The sequence below is a fragment of the Pseudomonas sp. NFX98 genome, assembly GCF_047784845.1.
Taxonomy (GTDB): Bacteria; Pseudomonadota; Gammaproteobacteria; order Pseudomonadales; family Pseudomonadaceae; genus Aquipseudomonas.
Genome location: NZ_JBLNNF010000012.1, coordinates 43,476 through 59,468, shown reverse-complemented (window position 1 = coordinate 59,468; position 15,993 = coordinate 43,476). Strand labels below are relative to the sequence as shown.

General features: G+C 59.6%; 15 protein-coding genes. 10 read left to right on the top strand and 5 right to left on the bottom strand.

The features are described 5' to 3' along the window. Window positions 1-64 precede the first annotated feature (64 nt). The 9 genes from ACM110_RS17260 to ACM110_RS17220 all read left to right on the top strand — a co-directional run bounded on the left by ACM110_RS17260 (window position 65) and on the right by ACM110_RS17220 (window position 10,187). The gene (locus ACM110_RS17260) at window positions 65-1,066 is read left to right on the top strand and encodes a phosphate ABC transporter substrate-binding protein PstS (RefSeq protein WP_007971739.1); all 1,002 of its coding nucleotides are present in this window, start codon (window positions 65-67) and stop codon (window positions 1,064-1,066) included. A 479-nt stretch (window positions 1,067-1,545) separates the two neighbouring features. Continuing rightward, window positions 1,546-3,579 carry an ABC transporter permease subunit gene (locus ACM110_RS17255; RefSeq protein WP_416128821.1) on the top strand — a complete coding sequence of 678 codons (2,034 nt, stop codon included), beginning with the start codon at window positions 1,546-1,548 and terminating at the stop codon, window positions 3,577-3,579. Between the two features lie 15 nt (window positions 3,580-3,594). Then, window positions 3,595-5,265, top strand: coding sequence for a phosphate ABC transporter permease PstA (gene pstA / locus ACM110_RS17250; RefSeq protein WP_416128722.1), 1,671 nt, complete (start codon window positions 3,595-3,597; stop codon window positions 5,263-5,265). 160 nt (window positions 5,266-5,425) lie between these two features. Then, window positions 5,426-6,259, top strand: a complete 834-nt coding sequence (gene pstB / locus ACM110_RS17245) for a phosphate ABC transporter ATP-binding protein PstB (RefSeq protein WP_416128721.1) — start codon at window positions 5,426-5,428, stop codon at window positions 6,257-6,259. Window positions 6,260-6,380: 121 nt separating this feature from the next. Continuing rightward, window positions 6,381-7,142, top strand: a complete 762-nt coding sequence (gene phoU / locus ACM110_RS17240) for a phosphate signaling complex protein PhoU (protein ID WP_008150055.1) — start codon at window positions 6,381-6,383, stop codon at window positions 7,140-7,142. A gap of 168 nt (window positions 7,143-7,310) precedes the next feature. Next, entirely contained in the window at window positions 7,311-8,213 is a 903-nt protein-coding gene (locus ACM110_RS17235; protein ID WP_416128720.1) for a response regulator, read from the top strand. A gap of 236 nt (window positions 8,214-8,449) precedes the next feature. Next, window positions 8,450-8,773 (top strand): type II toxin-antitoxin system RelE/ParE family toxin, encoded by a 324-nt coding sequence (locus tag ACM110_RS17230; protein ID WP_416128719.1) that lies wholly within the window; start codon window positions 8,450-8,452, stop codon window positions 8,771-8,773. Window positions 8,774-8,777: 4 nt separating this feature from the next. Further along, on the top strand, window positions 8,778-9,089 hold the full coding sequence (locus ACM110_RS17225; RefSeq protein WP_416128718.1) for a helix-turn-helix domain-containing protein: 312 nt from the start codon (window positions 8,778-8,780) through the stop codon (window positions 9,087-9,089). A 201-nt stretch (window positions 9,090-9,290) separates the two neighbouring features. Further along, entirely contained in the window at window positions 9,291-10,187 is an 897-nt protein-coding gene (locus ACM110_RS17220; RefSeq protein WP_416128717.1) for a peptidoglycan DD-metalloendopeptidase family protein, read from the top strand. 114 nt (window positions 10,188-10,301) lie between these two features. On the opposite strand, the gene ACM110_RS17215 is transcribed toward ACM110_RS17220, so the two are convergent. From ACM110_RS17215 to phoB, 3 genes are all read right to left on the bottom strand, one after another. Then, entirely contained in the window at window positions 10,302-11,642 is a 1,341-nt protein-coding gene (locus ACM110_RS17215) for a hemolysin family protein (RefSeq protein WP_416128716.1), read from the bottom strand. Window positions 11,643-11,765: 123 nt separating this feature from the next. Continuing rightward, window positions 11,766-13,052 (bottom strand): phosphate regulon sensor histidine kinase PhoR, encoded by a 1,287-nt coding sequence (gene phoR, locus ACM110_RS17210; protein WP_416128820.1) that lies wholly within the window; start codon window positions 13,050-13,052, stop codon window positions 11,766-11,768. An 80-nt stretch (window positions 13,053-13,132) separates the two neighbouring features. Further along, window positions 13,133-13,822, bottom strand: a complete 690-nt coding sequence (gene phoB, locus ACM110_RS17205; RefSeq protein ID WP_034149326.1) for a phosphate regulon transcriptional regulator PhoB — start codon at window positions 13,820-13,822, stop codon at window positions 13,133-13,135. Between the two features lie 151 nt (window positions 13,823-13,973). Here phoB and ACM110_RS17200 point away from each other — a divergent pair, with 151 nt between their 5' ends. Then, complete coding sequence (locus ACM110_RS17200) at window positions 13,974-14,360, top strand: hypothetical protein (protein WP_338584033.1); 387 nt, start codon at window positions 13,974-13,976, stop codon at window positions 14,358-14,360. Between the two features lie 90 nt (window positions 14,361-14,450). Here the strand turns inward: ACM110_RS17200 and ubiA are convergent, their stop codons facing one another. Both ubiA and ACM110_RS17190 read right to left on the bottom strand, forming a co-directional pair. After that, window positions 14,451-15,341: a 4-hydroxybenzoate octaprenyltransferase gene (gene ubiA / locus ACM110_RS17195; protein ID WP_416128715.1), complete on the bottom strand. Its 891-nt coding sequence runs from the start codon at window positions 15,339-15,341 to the stop codon at window positions 14,451-14,453. Then, on the bottom strand, window positions 15,341-15,892 hold the full coding sequence (locus ACM110_RS17190) for a chorismate--pyruvate lyase family protein (protein WP_416128714.1): 552 nt from the start codon (window positions 15,890-15,892) through the stop codon (window positions 15,341-15,343). Before ACM110_RS17190 ends, ubiA begins: the two co-directional genes overlap by 1 nt. Window positions 15,893-15,993: the final 101 nt, after the last annotated feature.

Genomic DNA, 15,993 nt, shown 5'->3' with positions numbered 1-15,993 from the left:
GTGTTCACACGGCCTGCTGATACTTGGCCCCGACTTAACACACCCTATCTGCTAGGAGTAAGGCATGAAACTGAAGCGTTTGATGGCGGCAATGACTTTTGTCGCTGCTGGCGTTGCGACTGCCAACGCGGTTGCCGCTGTTGACCCTGCTATCCCGAGCTACACCAAGACCACTGGTGTGTCGGGCAACCTGTCCAGCGTTGGTTCCGATACCCTGGCCAACCTCATGACCCTCTGGGCTGAGAACTACAAAAAAGAATACCCGAACGTAAACATCCAGATTCAGGCCGCTGGCTCCGCCACTGCGCCACCTGCGCTGACTGAAGGCACCTCCAACCTGGGCCCGATGAGCCGCAAGATGAAGGACACCGAACTGGCTGCCTTCGAGCAGAAGTACGGCTACAAGCCAACCGCTATCCCGGTTGCCGTGGACGCCCTGGCTGTGTTCGTGCACAAGGACAACCCGATCCAGCACCTGACCATGGAACAAGTCGACGCGATCTTCTCGTCCACTCGTCTGTGCGGCGCTAAAACCGACGTGAAAACCTGGGGTGACCTGGGCGTGACCGGCGACCTGGCGAACAAGCCGGTTCAACTGTTCGGTCGTAACTCGGTATCCGGCACCTACGGCTACTTCAAAGAAGAAGCCCTGTGCAAAGGCGACTACAAGCCAAACGTGAACGAACAACCAGGTTCGGCTTCGGTCGTGCAGTCGATCAGTTCCTCGCTGAACGGCATCGGTTACTCGGGCATCGGCTACAAGACCGCTAGCGTGAAGACTGTGGCCCTGGCCAAGAAAGGCAGCCAGGACTTCATCGAAGACACCGAAGAAAACGCCCTGAACGGCAAGTACCCGCTGTCGCGTTTCCTCTACGTTTACGTCAACAAAGCCCCGAACAAGCCTCTGGCCCCGCTGGAAGCCGAGTTCGTGAAACTGGTTCTGTCGAAACAGGGCCAGGAAGTTGTAGTGAAAGACGGTTACATCCCACTGCCAGCCAAGGTTGCTGCAAAAGCACTGGCTGACCTGGGTCTGCAAGAAGGCGGCGCTGAAGTCGCAAAAAAGTAAAACCCTGATCCGGGGCTAGCCCCGGATCTGTAGGAGCTGTCGAGTGAAACGAGGCTGCGATCTTTTGATCTGGCTTCGAACGGCAAGATCAAAAGATCGCAGCCACGGTTCCCTCGACAGCTCCTGCAACCCCCAAATTTTGCGCTCCGCTGCCGGTTCTACCGGGCGGCGGATTTGTTGCGTCACCGCACTGTCATCTTTCTGTCATACAGGATCGCTAGGGTGTGCGAATGAATGATCTGGCCAATTCCAACATGACTACTAATCCCCCCAAGCGAATTGACTTCAATACGCCTGAGTTGCAACGCAAGCGCCGCATCCGCGCGCTCAAGGATCGCTTCACTCGCTGGTACGTCCTCATCGGCGGCCTGGCGGTGCTGGCAGCCATCACACTGATCTTCTTCTTCCTCGCCTACGTCGTTGCGCCCCTGTTCCAGGGTGCCAGCCTGACGGCGAAAGATGCGATCACCCCAGCCTGGATGCAGGACGCCGGCAAGCCACTGATGATCTCGCTCGAAGAGCAGAACCAGGTGGCGATGCGGGTTTCCGACAAGGGCCAGGCATTGTTCTTCGATATCGACAGTGGCGCCGAACTCAAGCGCGTCGATCTGCCTGTTCCGGCCGGCACTACCGTGACCTCCATCGGTGAAGACCAGCCAGGTCATCCGCTGGTGGCCGTGGGCTTGTCCAACGGTCAGGCACTGGTGTTCCGTCACACCTACAAAGTCAGCTACCCGGACGGCAAGAAAACCATCTCGCCAGCCATTGAATACCCTTACGGCGAAACCCCAATCGCGCTGAACGAAACCGGCGGTGCGCTGGAACACGTCAGCCTCAACGCCACCGATTCGACCCTGATGCTTGTTGGTTCCACCGGTTCGCAACTCAATGTCCTGTCGCTGACCAGCGAAGAGAACATGATGACCGGCGAAGTCACCAACGAGCAGAAGCGCATCGATCTGCCGCAAATGACCGAGCCGGTGAAGAACATCTTCGTCGACCCGCGTCAGCAGTGGCTGTATGTGATCAACGGTCGTGCCCAGGCCGACGTGTTCAGCTTGCGCGACAAGAGCCTCAACGGTCGCTACAAACTGCTGGAAAACGGCGAGGCTGAAATCACCGCCAGCACCCAACTGGTTGGCGGTATCTCGCTGATTCTGGGTGACTCCAAAGGTGGCCTGGCCCAGTGGTTCATGGCGCGCGACCCGGATGGCGAGCAACGCCTGAAGCAGATCCGTACTTTCCAGATGGGCACCACGCCTATCGTTGAAATCACCGCCGAAGAGCGCCGCAAAGGCTTCATCGCACTGGACGCTTCCGGCAAGCTCGGCGTGTTCCACAGCACCGCGCACCGCACTTTGCTGGTCGATCCGGTGGTCGAAGGCCAGGGCATTTTCGGTCTGTCGCCACGGGCCAACCGCGTCATCGTGGAAGCCGGCGGCAAGCTGCAACCGTTGCTGCTCGACAACCCGCACCCGGAAGTTTCGTGGAGCGCGTTGTGGAGCAAGGTCTGGTACGAGAACTACGACGAGCCTAAATACGTCTGGCAATCTACCGCTGCCAATACCGATTTCGAACCCAAGCTGAGCCTGTCGCCGCTGACCTTCGGTACCTTGAAAGCCGCGTTCTACGCCATGCTGCTGGCCGCGCCTCTGGCTGTTGCCGCTGCGATCTACACCGCGTACTTCATGGCTCCGGGCATGCGCCGCAAGGTCAAGCCAGTGATCGAGCTGATGGAAGCGATGCCGACGGTGATCCTCGGTTTCTTCGCCGGTCTGTTCCTTGCACCGTATGTGGAAGGGCATTTGCCGGGCATCTTCAGCCTGTTGATGTTGCTGCCGGTCGGCATTCTGGTAGCGGGTTTCGCCTTCAGTCGCCTGCCTGAATCGATCCGCCTGAGAGTGCCGGACGGTTGGGAAAGTGCGCTGCTGATTCCAGTGATCCTGTTCGTGGGCTGGCTCTCGCTGTACATGAGCCCGTTCATGGAGAACTGGTTCTTCGGCGGTGACATGCGCATGTGGATCTCCCACGATCTGAACATCACTTACGACCAGCGCAACGCTCTGGTGGTCGGTCTGGCCATGGGCTTCGCGGTGATCCCGAACATCTACTCGATCGCCGAAGACGCCGTGTTCAGCGTGCCTCGCGGCCTGACCCTCGGTTCCCTGGCCCTCGGCGCCACGCCGTGGCAGACCATGACTCGCGTGGTGATCCTCACCGCCAGCCCGGGCATCTTCTCGGCGCTGATGATCGGCATGGGCCGTGCGGTCGGTGAAACCATGATTGTGTTGATGGCCACCGGTAACACCCCGGTCATGGAAATGAACCTGTTCGAAGGTCTGCGCACCCTGGCCGCCAACGTCGCGGTGGAAATGCCGGAGTCGGAAGTCGGCGGCAGCCACTACCGCGTGCTGTTCCTCTCGGCGCTGGTGTTGCTGTTGTTCACCTTCGTCATGAACACCCTCGCGGAACTGATTCGTCAGCGTCTGCGCAAGAAATACTCGTCGCTTTAAGAAAGGTAGAAGTCTGTGAAACAGAACTCCCTGAAAGGATGGTTCAAGAGCGGCGCCCCCGGCGTCTGGATCAGCGGTGGCGCGGTGTCCATCGCGGTCATCATGACCATTGGCCTGCTGGCAGTGATTGCCGTGCGTGGCCTGGGTCACTTCTGGCCGGCGGACCTGGTGCACGCCAGCTACGACGTGCCGGGCCAGGCTAATCATCTGGTGGTCGGCGAAATCGTACAGAAGGAAGAAGTACCGCGTGCGCGTCTGAAGAGCGCCGGCCTGCCGGTGCCTGATGAAGGTCCGGAGTTCATGACCCGCGAGTTGATCAAGGTCGGCAACCGTGACCTGAACGGCAACGACTTCACCTGGATCGTCGGCGAGTGGCTGACCAACCAGAAGACCCCGGTCGAGTTGATGGCGCTGGAGCGTCGTGAGTGGGGCAACTTCTACGGTTACCTGGTCAACGTCAAACAGGACGGCAAGGTCATCGCTGAAGGCGAGGCTGCATGGCCTGAGCTGCAAGCACGGATCAACCGTGTAAACGGTCTGGCGGCACAACTGAAGTCGCTGGAAAAAACCGACATCGGTGCGATCAACGCAGGGCTGGAGCGCATCCGTCTGCACAGCCGCAAGCTGGAACTGGATGGCAAGCTCGACGCCGCCGCGCAAGCGGACATGGAATCCGAGCGCGCTGAACTGAACGCCCGTTATCAGGACATCGAAGCGCGTCTGAGTGACCTGCACGCGCAGTTCAACCGCGATGCGTTGACTGCTCGCGACGCTAACGGCAAAGAGATCGAAATCGGTCTGGGCAAAGTGGTCCACGCCTACCAGCCGAACGCGATGAGCACCTTCACCAAGGTTGGTTTCTACTTCAGCAAGATCTGGGAGTTCCTCTCGGACGACCCGCGTGAAGCGAACACCGAAGGCGGGATTTTCCCGGCGATCTTCGGCACCGTGATGATGACGTTGATCATGGCGATGATCGTGACCCCGTTCGGCGTACTGGCCGCGGTGTACCTGCGTGAGTACGCCAAGCAGAACACCCTGACGCGGATCATCCGTATCGCGGTGAACAACCTCGCTGGCGTTCCGGCGATCGTTTACGGCGTGTTCGGTCTGGGCTTCTTCGTTTACGTACTCGGTGGTTCGGTCGACCGCTTGTTCTTCCCGGAAGCGTTGCCGGCACCGACCTTCGGCACCCCGGGTCTGCTCTGGGCATCGCTGACACTGGCGCTGCTGGCGGTGCCGGTGGTGATCGTGGCCACGGAAGAAGGTCTGGCGCGTATCCCGCGTACCGTGCGTGAAGGCTCGTTGGCCCTCGGCGCGACCAAGGCTGAAACCTTGTGGAAGATTGTGATCCCGATGGCCAGCCCGGCGATGATGACCGGCATGATCCTCGCCGTGGCCCGTGCCGCTGGTGAAGTGGCGCCGCTGATGCTGGTGGGTGTGGTGAAACTGGCGCCGTCGCTGCCGGTGGATGGCAACTATCCGTACCTGCACCTGGACCAGAAGATCATGCACCTGGGCTTCCACATTTATGACGTCGGCTTTCAGAGCCCGAACGTTGAAGCCGCGCGACCGCTGGTGTACGCCACGGCGCTGCTGCTGGTGCTGGTGATCGCGACGTTGAACCTGTCGGCGGTGTACATCCGTAACCACCTGCGCGAGAAGTACAAGGCGCTGGATAGTTAATTAGCGCCGCTCCCTGTAGGAGCAAGGCTTGCCCGCGATGGCGTCTTCAAAATCGCTATCGCCAGCAAGCTGTGCTCCTACAGGACGTGGCATCACCGCTGGCCCATTTTGTGAGGCGAGCGGCCAAACGAACCGAATTTGTTAGCACAGGGAGCCTCCCATGCAGCACGAAACACCTACCCACGGCATCAACATGTCTGCCCTGGGCCGCGACAAGCAGAGCCTGAGCCTTGAGCAGGAAACCGTGGCCATCGAAGTGCCGGGCCTGAGCCTGTTCTACGGCGACAAACAAGCGCTGTACGACGTCAGCATGAACATCCCGAAACAGCGCGTGACCGCCTTCATCGGCCCGTCCGGCTGCGGCAAGTCCACGCTGCTGCGGACCTTCAACCGCATGAACGACCTCGTTGATGGCTGCCGTGTCGAAGGTGAGATCAACCTGTACGGCAACAACATCTACCGCAAGGGCGAAGACGTCGCCGAACTGCGTCGTCGCGTCGGCATGGTGTTCCAGAAGCCGAACCCGTTCCCGAAAACCATCTACGAGAACGTGGTCTACGGCCTGCGCATCCAGGGCATCAACAAGAAGCGCGTACTCGACGAAGCCGTTGAATGGGCACTGAAAGGCGCGGCATTGTGGGACGAAGTCAAAGACCGTCTGCACGAGTCGGCACTGGGCCTGTCCGGTGGTCAGCAGCAACGTCTGGTGATCGCGCGCACCATCGCCGTAGAGCCGGAAGTACTGCTGCTCGACGAACCGTGCTCGGCACTCGACCCGATCTCCACGCTGAAAGTCGAAGAGCTGATCTACGAACTGAAATCGAAATTCACCATCGTCATCGTGACCCACAACATGCAACAGGCCGCGCGGGTTTCCGACTACACGGCGTTCATGTACATGGGCAAACTGGTGGAGTTCGGCGACACCGACACCCTGTTCACCAATCCGGCGAAGAAGCAGACCGAAGACTACATCACCGGTCGCTATGGCTAGTTGAGGCAGCTACAAGCCGCAAGCTTCAAGCGGCAAGATAGAAGCGGTGCGATTTCAGGACTTATACATAACTGCTTGAAGCTTGCAGCTTGAAGCTTGCAACTTTCGCGGAGCGAAATAGATGATTAGTAAAGAAGGCCTTACCCACCACATTTCCGCGCAGTTCAACGCCGAGCTTGAGGAAGTGCGCAGCCACCTCCTGGCCATGGGCGGGCTGGTCGAGAAGCAGGTCAACGACGCGGTGACCGCGCTGATCGAGGCCGACTCCGGCCTGGCCCAGCAGGTGCGCGAGATCGACGACCAGATCAACCAGATGGAACGCAACATCGACGAAGAATGCCTGCGCATTCTGGCCCGTCGTCAGCCGGCGGCGTCCGACTTGCGCCTGATCATCAGCATTTCCAAGTCGGTGATCGACCTGGAGCGCATCGGTGACGAAGCGACCAAAATCGCCCGTCGCGCCATCCAGTTGTGCGAAGAAGGCGAAGCGCCGCGCGGTTACGTCGAGGTTCGCCACATCGGTGATCAGGTGCGCAACATGGTTCGCGATGCGCTGGACGCGTTTGCTCGTTTCGACGCCGACCTCGCGTTGTCGGTGGCGCAGTACGACAAGATCATCGACCGCGAATACAAGACCGCCCTGCGTGAGCTGGCGACCTACATGATGGAAGACCCACGCTCTATCTCGCGGGTCTTGAGCATTATCTGGGTACTGCGTTCGCTGGAGCGTATCGGCGACCACGCGCGCAATATCTCGGAACTGGTGATTTACCTGGTGCGCGGCACCGACGTACGTCACCTGGGCCTCAAGCGCATGAAAGAAGAAGTTGAAGGAACAAGCGGCGAAACCGCTAATGTTCCGGGCAAAGCTGACGATAAGTAAGATTGCCCAAGTAAAGCGCCCGGCCTTTTGGCCGGGCGTTTTTATTTGCGGTCCACTAATTCGTAAAGCAGCACCCCGCGAACGAAAAGTCCGGCGTGACTGAAGGTTTTTGGCAATGTGCCATCAGCAAAGCGGTATGCTTGCCGGGATTTTTTAAAGGGGTTATGGATGAGTAAGGTCAGTGTGTTGGTCGTGGACGATGCCTCGTTCATTCGTGACCTGGTGAAGAAATGCCTGCGTAACTATTTCCCGGGCATGCGGATCGAAGACGCCGTCAACGGCAGAAAGGCTCAGGCCATGTTGGTCAAGGAAGCGTTCGACCTGGTTCTGTGCGACTGGGAAATGCCGGAGATGTCCGGGCTGGAACTGCTGACCTGGTGCCGCGAGCAAGAAAACCTCAAAGGCATGCCGTTCGTGATGGTGACCAGCCGTGGCGACAAAGAGAACGTCGTGCAGGCGATCCAGGCCGGTGTCTCCGGTTACGTCAGCAAGCCGTTCACCAACGAGCAGTTGCTGACCAAGGTCAAGCAAGCGCTGCACAAGGTTGGCAAGCTCGACGCCTTGATCAACGTCGCGGCGACCAAAACCAGTTCGGCATTCGGCAACGACTCCCTGAGCGCCTTGACCGGCGGCAAACCTGCCGTGGTTGCGGCGGCACCTGCTGCAGCACCGTCCCGCGGACTGCTCAACAGCCCACCGGTCAAGGCACCGGTGGCCGCTGCTGCGGCCGGGGGAGGACGTGGCCAGGGTCAACTGCGCCTGCCGAACGGCATCCAGCAATGCGTGATCAAGGCCCTGAGCCTCAAGGAAGCACTGTTGGTGGTCAAACGCGCCGACACCCTGCCGCAAGTCCTCGACAGCGCCGTGCTCGACCTGGAGCAGGGCGACAACGCCGAAACCGCGCGCCTCAACGGCTACCTCCACGCGATCGTCGCCCACGAGCAGAAGCCCGACAGCGAATGGCTGCAACTGACCTTCCGCTTCGTCGATCAGGACGCGCAGAAACTCGACTACCTCTCCCGCCTGATTGCCCGTGGTACTGCGCAGAAGCACTTTATTCCTGGGGCTTGATACGCTTCGCCTGAGCGTCCGCTATCGCGAGCAGGCTCGCTCCCACATTGGAATTCATTTCCCTGTGGGAACGAGTCCGTGTATCCGATCTAGCGTACACATGGCTTGATTTATATTGGTTCTGATATAGATTGGTGGGTAAGGTTTTGCGTTTTCTGCCATGCCTTGCAACACACCTCAGCGTCACAAATCGCTTTTGCCTATTACGCTTTTCCTCTCGGTAATGGGAGAAGTTGATGGCGAGACACAAGGACGTGGTGTTTGTCGGGAGTGCGCTCAAGGATCTGAGAGCGTTTCCGGTTGATGCGCGCAGGGCTGCGGGATTCCAGTTGGATCTTTTGCAACAGGGCGATGAGCCTTTTGACTGGCGGCCCATGAAAACAGTAGGGCGTGGGGTCAACGAAATCAGAATCACTGAGGAGTCGGGGGCGTTCCGCGTGTTCTATGTGGTCAACCGGCCCGAGGCAATCTATGTGTTGCACGCCATGCACAAGACCACTCGGAAAACCGAAGCTCGGGACATCGAACTGGCACGCGCCAGATATCAGGAAATAGGTTAATGCCATGAAGGATCATCAAAACCAATCCCAGCGTTTCTCGAGTGTCTGGGATGCACTGGAAGAGACATCGCAGGAAGCAGCTAATATGCGTCTGCGGGCCAAACTGATGCGCACACTTTGCGCGACCATTCGAGCCTGGGAGCTTCCGCAGAAAGACGCGGCGAAGCGTCTGGAGATCACTCAGCCCAGGCTCAACGATATGCTTAATGGCAAGATCGACAAATTCTCTCTGGATGCGTTGGTCAATTTGTCAGCCGCCGCAAAGCTGGAAGTTGATATTTGCTTCCTCTCGACCCAGACACTTCAGTTGGCCTGACTCGTTCAATCCCGGCAGCTCACTTCCAAAGGTGACATCAGTTCTGTAGGCGCGAGCCTGCTCCGGGCGGCGCTCCGACGAGGGGCCAGAACGATCACCGCTCATCCCCCGCCCCGCCCATTTTGAAACAACTGTCGACCACGCCGGTCCATTCCGACTGCTAGGCTAAATCCCAGGCCTTACTCGACAGAATCCTTCCCCATGTTCGCGCGCCTGCTGTTTTTCTGTGGTCTGTGCATGGCCTGCGCCTCGGCCATGGCCATGACTATCTACAAGTCCACCGATGCCAATGGCGTGGTCTCTTACAGCGATCGCCCCACAAAAGGCGCCAAGGTGTTCGTTTTTCGTGATCGGATGGTCGAAAACCTTGGGCGTCAGGTGTACTACGTGATCATGAAGAAGGACGGCATGGATAGCGTGTACGTGCGCAACGACCTGTATGCGCCGGTAGAGATCGAATTAAGTTTTGCCGGGGTGAAGAACGTCAGCGGCGCACCGGGCCGGCCGATCCGGCGGGTGATACCGCTGCGCACCAGCGTTCGCCTGGCGCAGCTCACGGCGAAACAAGCCACAAAGCCGCTGGCGTATATCCCCAAGCTCAAATATTCGCTGGGCGACCCCTCAGGCACCGCCGTGGGCTACCGGTATCCGTTGCCCTGGCGTGGCGGCCCATTCCGGATCAGTCAGGGCGCCAATGGTCCCTACAGCCATTTCGGGCCCAAGAGCCGTTACGCCATAGACATTGCCATGCCTGAAGGCACGCCGATCATTGCCGCACGGGGCGGGGTGGTGGTGAAAACCGAAAACAGCCAGGCTGGGCGCGGCACCGATGCGTCCGGCAATTTCGTGCGGGTGCTGCACAATGACGGGACGATGGGCGTGTACCTGCACCTGAAAAAAGGCTCGGTCAGTGTTCGAGAGGGGCAAAAGGTGGCGGTGGGCAGCGCCTTGGCGCTGTCGGGCAACACCGGCAACAGCACCGGGCCGCACCTGCACTTCGTGGTGCAGCGCAATACCGGGATGGGGTTGGTGTCGATTCCTTATCGGTTCAATCAACCGGTAGGGGCGCTGCCCAACTTTGCGTTGGGCAAGCAATAGAGGCTTGAAGCAAAAGATCGCAGCCTTCGGCAGCTCCTACAGGTTCATGTGTACACCTGTAGGAGCTGCCGAAGGCTGCGATCTTTTGGGATCAATGCGGTTTGACGAATCGCATCAATCCAGCATCAACACCTTGGCCAGAATGATCTTCGGCCCTTTCATCTTCTTGATGATGATCCGCAGCCCTTCGACTTCCAGCACTTCTTCCTCTTCCGGAACCCGCTTCAGGCTTTCGTAGACCAGCCCGGCGAGGGTTTCGGCTTCAACGTGGTCCAGATCGATACCCAGCAGGCGTTCGACCTTGAACAGTGGCGTATCACCGCGCACCAGCAACTTGCCCGGCTGATACGCGAGGATCCCGCGTTCGGCCTTGCGGTGTTCGTCCTGAATGTCGCCCACCAGCACTTCCAGCACGTCTTCCATGGTCAGGTAGCCGATGATGTTGCCGTCGGCCTCTTCGACCACGGCGAAGTGCGAGCCGCCCTTGCGGAACTGTTCCAGCAATTGCGACAGCGGCATGTGCCGGGAGACGCGCTCCAGCGGACGGGTCAGTTCAGCCAGGTTGAACGACTCGGGAATGTGGTCCAGGGCCGCCAGTTCCAGCAACAGGTCCTTGATGTGCAGCAGGCCGACGAACTCCTGGCGCTCGCTGTCGTACACCGGATAACGGCTGAACTTGTGGCGACGGAACATCGCCAGGATCTGCTTGAGCGGAGCGTTGAATTCCAAAGTCACCAGGTCTTCGCGGGAGTTGGCCCAGTCGACCACTTCCAGTTCGCCCATCTCGACCGCCGAGGCCAGCACGCGCATGCCTTGGTCGCTCGGGTCCTGGCCACGGCTGGAGTGCAGGATCAGTTTCAGTTCTTCACGGCTGTAATGGTGCTCGTGGTGCGGGCCGGGTTCCCCTTGCCCTGCAATGCGCAGGATGGTGTTGGCGCTGGCGTTGAGCAGGTAAATCGCCGGGTACATGGCCCAGTAGAACAGGTACAGCGGCACGGCAGTCCACAGCGACAGCAGCTCGGGTTTGCGGATTGCCCAGGATTTCGGGGCCAGCTCGCCGACCACGATGTGCAGGTACGAAATGATGAAGAACGCGGTGAAGAACGACACACCTTTGACGATCTCGGCCGATTCGACGCCCACGGCGCTCAGCAAAGGTTCGAGGATGTGTGCGAACGCCGGCTCGCCGACCCAGCCAAGGCCCAGCGAGGCCAGGGTAATACCCAATTGGCACGCCGACAGGTAGGCATCGAGCTGACTGTGTACGGTGCGCAGGATGTGGCCGCGCCAGCCGTGTTGCTCAGCGATGGCTTCGACCCGGGTCGAGCGCAATTTGACCATGGCAAATTCCGCCGCAACGAAAAAGCCGTTGAGCAAAACCAGGATCAGAGCAAAAAGAATCATGCCGAAGTCGGCGAAAATTGTAGCGAGGGTCAAACCAGGGGAAGGGTCCATGATGGAGTTTTGCGGTTTCCGTGTATTCGAAAGGAAAGAAAAATGTGCGCCTGAAGTGCAGGCACAAGTCAGCCAATGTAGCGGCTGACTTGGCGATTGCCTAGTGGCGCGTGCCGGCCGGTATCAATCGGCGGTGCTGATGACCCTGGATTTGCTGACCTGCGCGGGGGCGAAATGGCAGGTGAACGTGCTGCCGTGGCCCGGCACGCTGCTGATTTCCATCCGCGCGCGGTGGCGCAGCAGCACGTGTTTGACGATCGCCAGGCCCAACCCGGTGCCGCCGGTGTTGGAGTTGCGACTGGAGTCGACGCGATAGAAACGTTCGGTCAGGCGCGGCAGATGTTTGCTGTCGATACCGATCCCGGAATCCTGCACGCTCAGGTGCGCGCCCTGTTCATCGCCCCACCAGCGAATGCGGATATTGCCTTCGGCCGGGGTGTACTTCACCGCGTTGAACACCAGATTGGAAAACGCACTGCGCAATTCCGCTTCGCTGCCCTTGAGCAGAATGGTCGGATCGGCTTCCAGAGTGATGCGCTGGTTTTTCTGGCCGGAGAGTTGCTGCGCATCGCTCTTGATCGATTGCAGCAGACCGTCGATGGCCACGGGCTGGTTATCCGACGGGTAATCGGTGGCTTCCAGCTTGGCCAGCAGCAACAAGTCGTTGAGCAACGTCTGCATACGCCCGCCTTGCTGCTGCATTTGTTGCAGGGCGCGGGTCCAGCGTGGGTTCACTTCCTCGACATTGTCGAGCAGGGTTTCCAGATAGCCGCAGATCACCGTCAGCGGCGTGCGTAGCTCGTGCGACACGTTGGCGATGAAGTCTTTGCGCATCTGTTCCAGTTGATGGATGCGTGTCACGTCGCGCACCAGCATCAGGTGTTCATTGTTGCCGTATCGAGTGATGTACAGCTGAATACGTACGCGGTCGTTGGTCGGCGAAGGGATTTCCAGCGGCTCGGCGTAGCTGTCCTGCTCGAAGTACTCTTTGAAGCGCGGATGGCGCACCAGGTTGGTCACCGGTTGGCCGCTGTCCTGTGGAGTCTTTAGACCCAGCAGGGTTTCGGCGGCGCGGTTCCACCATTCCAGGTTGCCGTCGCTGTCGAGCATGATCACCGCGTCTTTCAGCGCGGCAGTAGATTCCTGAACCCGGTCGATCACCGCCTGCAAGCGCCCGCGTACCCGTTGGTCACGACGTTGCAGGTGATAGATGCTGTCGAACACCTCGCCCCAAAGGCCATAGCCGTCGGGCGGTGCTTCATCGGGTTTGTGCAGGCGCAGCCATTCGTGCAGGCGCAGCAGTTGCTTGAGGGTCCAGGCCAGGTAAAGACCCAGGCCTGCGGCGAGACTCCAGCCGTAGTAGCCGGTGATCAGGCCGATCACCAGGCAGGCGGTGACCAGCAGCAGCATGTGGCGAATCAGGGTGCCATGCCAGTTTTGGTTCACTTGACGCGCGTCCTTGTCAGCTTGTCGGGCGGTAAAGGTCCGGGTCAGGCTTTGGTAGAAAAGCGGTAACCGGTGCCGCGCACGGTTTGTACCAGATTTTCGTAGGCATCGCCGAGGGCTTTGCGCAGGCGACGGATGTGTACGTCGACCGTACGTTCCTCAACGTAGACGTTGCCGCCCCAGACCTGATCCAGCAACTGGCCACGGGTGTAGGCGCGTTCCTGGTGGGTCATGAAGAATTGCAGCAGACGGTATTCGGTCGGGCCCATTTCCGCTGGCTTGCCATCGATGGTCACGCGGTGACCGATCGGGTCGAGCAGCAGGCCGCCGACTTCAATCGGCGCTTCGCCATCGGTAGGGCCGGCGCGGCGCAGCACGGCTTTGAGGCGCGCCACTAGCTCGCGCGGGGAAAACGGTTTGGTGATGTAATCATCCGCGCCGACTTCCAGGCCCTGGATCTTGTTGTCCTCTTCACCCTTGGCGGTGAGCATGATGATCGGGATGTCCCCGGTCAGCTCATCGCGCTTGAGGCGGCGGGCCAGCTCGATGCCGGACGTGCCGGGCAGCATCCAGTCGAGCAGGATCAGGTCCGGCTTGCGGTCGACGATGATGGCATGCGCCTGCTGGGAGTTCTCCGCCTCCAGGCAGTCATAGCCGGCCATTTCCAACGCAACGGCGATCATTTCGCGAATGGGCGCTTCGTCGTCGACGATCAGAATGCTCCTGCCAACCATGCCTTAATCCTCTTGTCATTTAACTGTCTTGCGCGCATTAGATAACGGAATTATTGCAGTCGTGTGACAGTATTTTAGTCGACCTGCGATTGTCACGATCCTGGACTAAGCTCTAAGTCCGAACCCTGACAACCACAAACGGAAGGTTTCCATGAATCACATTGCTCAATCCTGGAAGGCTTTGCTGGTCACTGCTGCGCTAACGCTGCCGACACTGGCCTTTGCCGCTGAACCGGTGATGATGAAAGACGGCATGATGGTCGACCATAAAGGAATGACCGTGTACACGTTCGACAAGGACTCGGGCGGCAAGTCGATGTGCAATGACGACTGCGCGAAGAACTGGCCACCGATGATGGCTCCGGCGGGCGCCAAGGCCGAAGGCAAATTTACGCCGATCAAGCGCGATGACGGCACAATGCAGTGGGCCTATGACGGCAAGCCGCTGTATACCTTCGTGAAGGACAAAGCGCCTGGAGACATGACAGGCGACAAGATGAAAGACGTCTGGCACGTCGTCCACGAATCGCAAAAATAAACGACAGGGGCTTTTGTAGGAGCAAGGCTTGCCCGCGATAGCGATTTTGAAGGCGCCATCGCGAGCAAGCTTTGCTCCTGCAAAGGCGTGCTAGCGCAACGCGTAATCCAGCACGATCCCGACGAAAATCGCCAGTCCGGCCCAGTGATTGTGCAAAAACGCCTGGAAGCAGCGCATCCGGTCCTTGCCGCGGGTGTACCAGAACTCCCAGGCAAAGCAGCCTGCCGCCACCGCCAAACCGAGGTGGAACCAGCCGCCGAGCTCGAATTTCGACCCCGCCAGCAGCAGGCAACCCAGCGCCAGGCCTTGCAGGGTCAGGATGATCACCCGATCCGCGTCGCCAAACAGGATTGCCGTGGATTTCACGCCGATTTTCAAATCGTCATCACGGTCGGTCATCGCGTAATACGTGTCGTAACCCACCGTCCACAGCAGGTTGGCGATCCAGAGCAGCCACGCCGCCGCCGGCAGTTCCCCGGTCTCGGCGGTGAACGCCATCGGCATGCCCCAGGAAAACGCTGCGCCCAGCACCACTTGCGGGTAGTAGGTGTAGCGCTTCATGAACGGGTACGTGAAGGCCAGCGCCAACCCTCCGAACGACAACCAGATCGTCGGCGCATTGGTGCACAGCACCAGTAGAAAACTCACGCCCATCAGCAAAGCAAAAAACACCAGTGCCTCTTTCGAGCTGATCTTGCCGCTGGCCAACGGACGTTGCGCGGTGCGTTTGACGTGGCCGTCGACCTTGCGGTCGGCCCAATCATTGATCACGCAGCCGCCGGCGCGGGTCAGAATCACGCCGAGGACGAAAATCACGATGTTGGCCAGTGACGGCGAGCCTTTTCCGGCAATCCACAGCGCCCACAGCGTCGGCCACAGCAGCAGGTAAATGCCGATCGGCTTGTCCATGCGCGTCAGCTGAATGAAATCCCAGGCCCGAGGGTTCAAGCGGTTGAGGGACTTGAGCAGGCTCTGGTACATCAGCAGTTCTCCGGGTGGGCGCGGGCGGCGCTCCACAGGGTCGGCAGGAAAATCTCGGCCACCAGCACGCTCAAGGTGCCGCGATCGAAGCGCGAGCGACGGCCCCACAACTCAGGCGCCTGTACTTCCGTCGGCAGCCAGTCTTGAGGATAGTGGCAAACCTCGATGGCGCGGCGCTGGAACGCGTGGTCGCAAAACAGCAACTCGCCCAATGAGCGGCTGCCCAATTCGTCCATGTGCAAGCCGTCACCCTGCAACGCACTGCGCGATGCGACGCTGCGGGCAAACACCCATGCCTGGCCATGCCCGCGCAGATACACTTCGCGCACCCAGCCTTCGCTGCCTTCGGCCAGGTCCAGCGCGGCGCACTCATCGGCGCGCAAGGTCTGCCAGCCTTCGTACAGCGGCGTGACGCTGAAGCCGTCATTCGACAGACGGGTCAGGCGCCGGGTCAGCGATCCTTCATCGAACAGCCAGTCGAGAGTAGAGGCGTCGGGGAGCGGAGCGAGTTGGCTTCTGGGAACCCAGAACGGGGATTTTGAGTGCGGCACAGTACGTCATTATTGGCAGCAAAGGAGGCGGCGAGCTTAACATGTCAGCTGATAAATTTGAGTGATCCGGCCGCCCGTTGCGTCGAACAGGCTTGCATCTG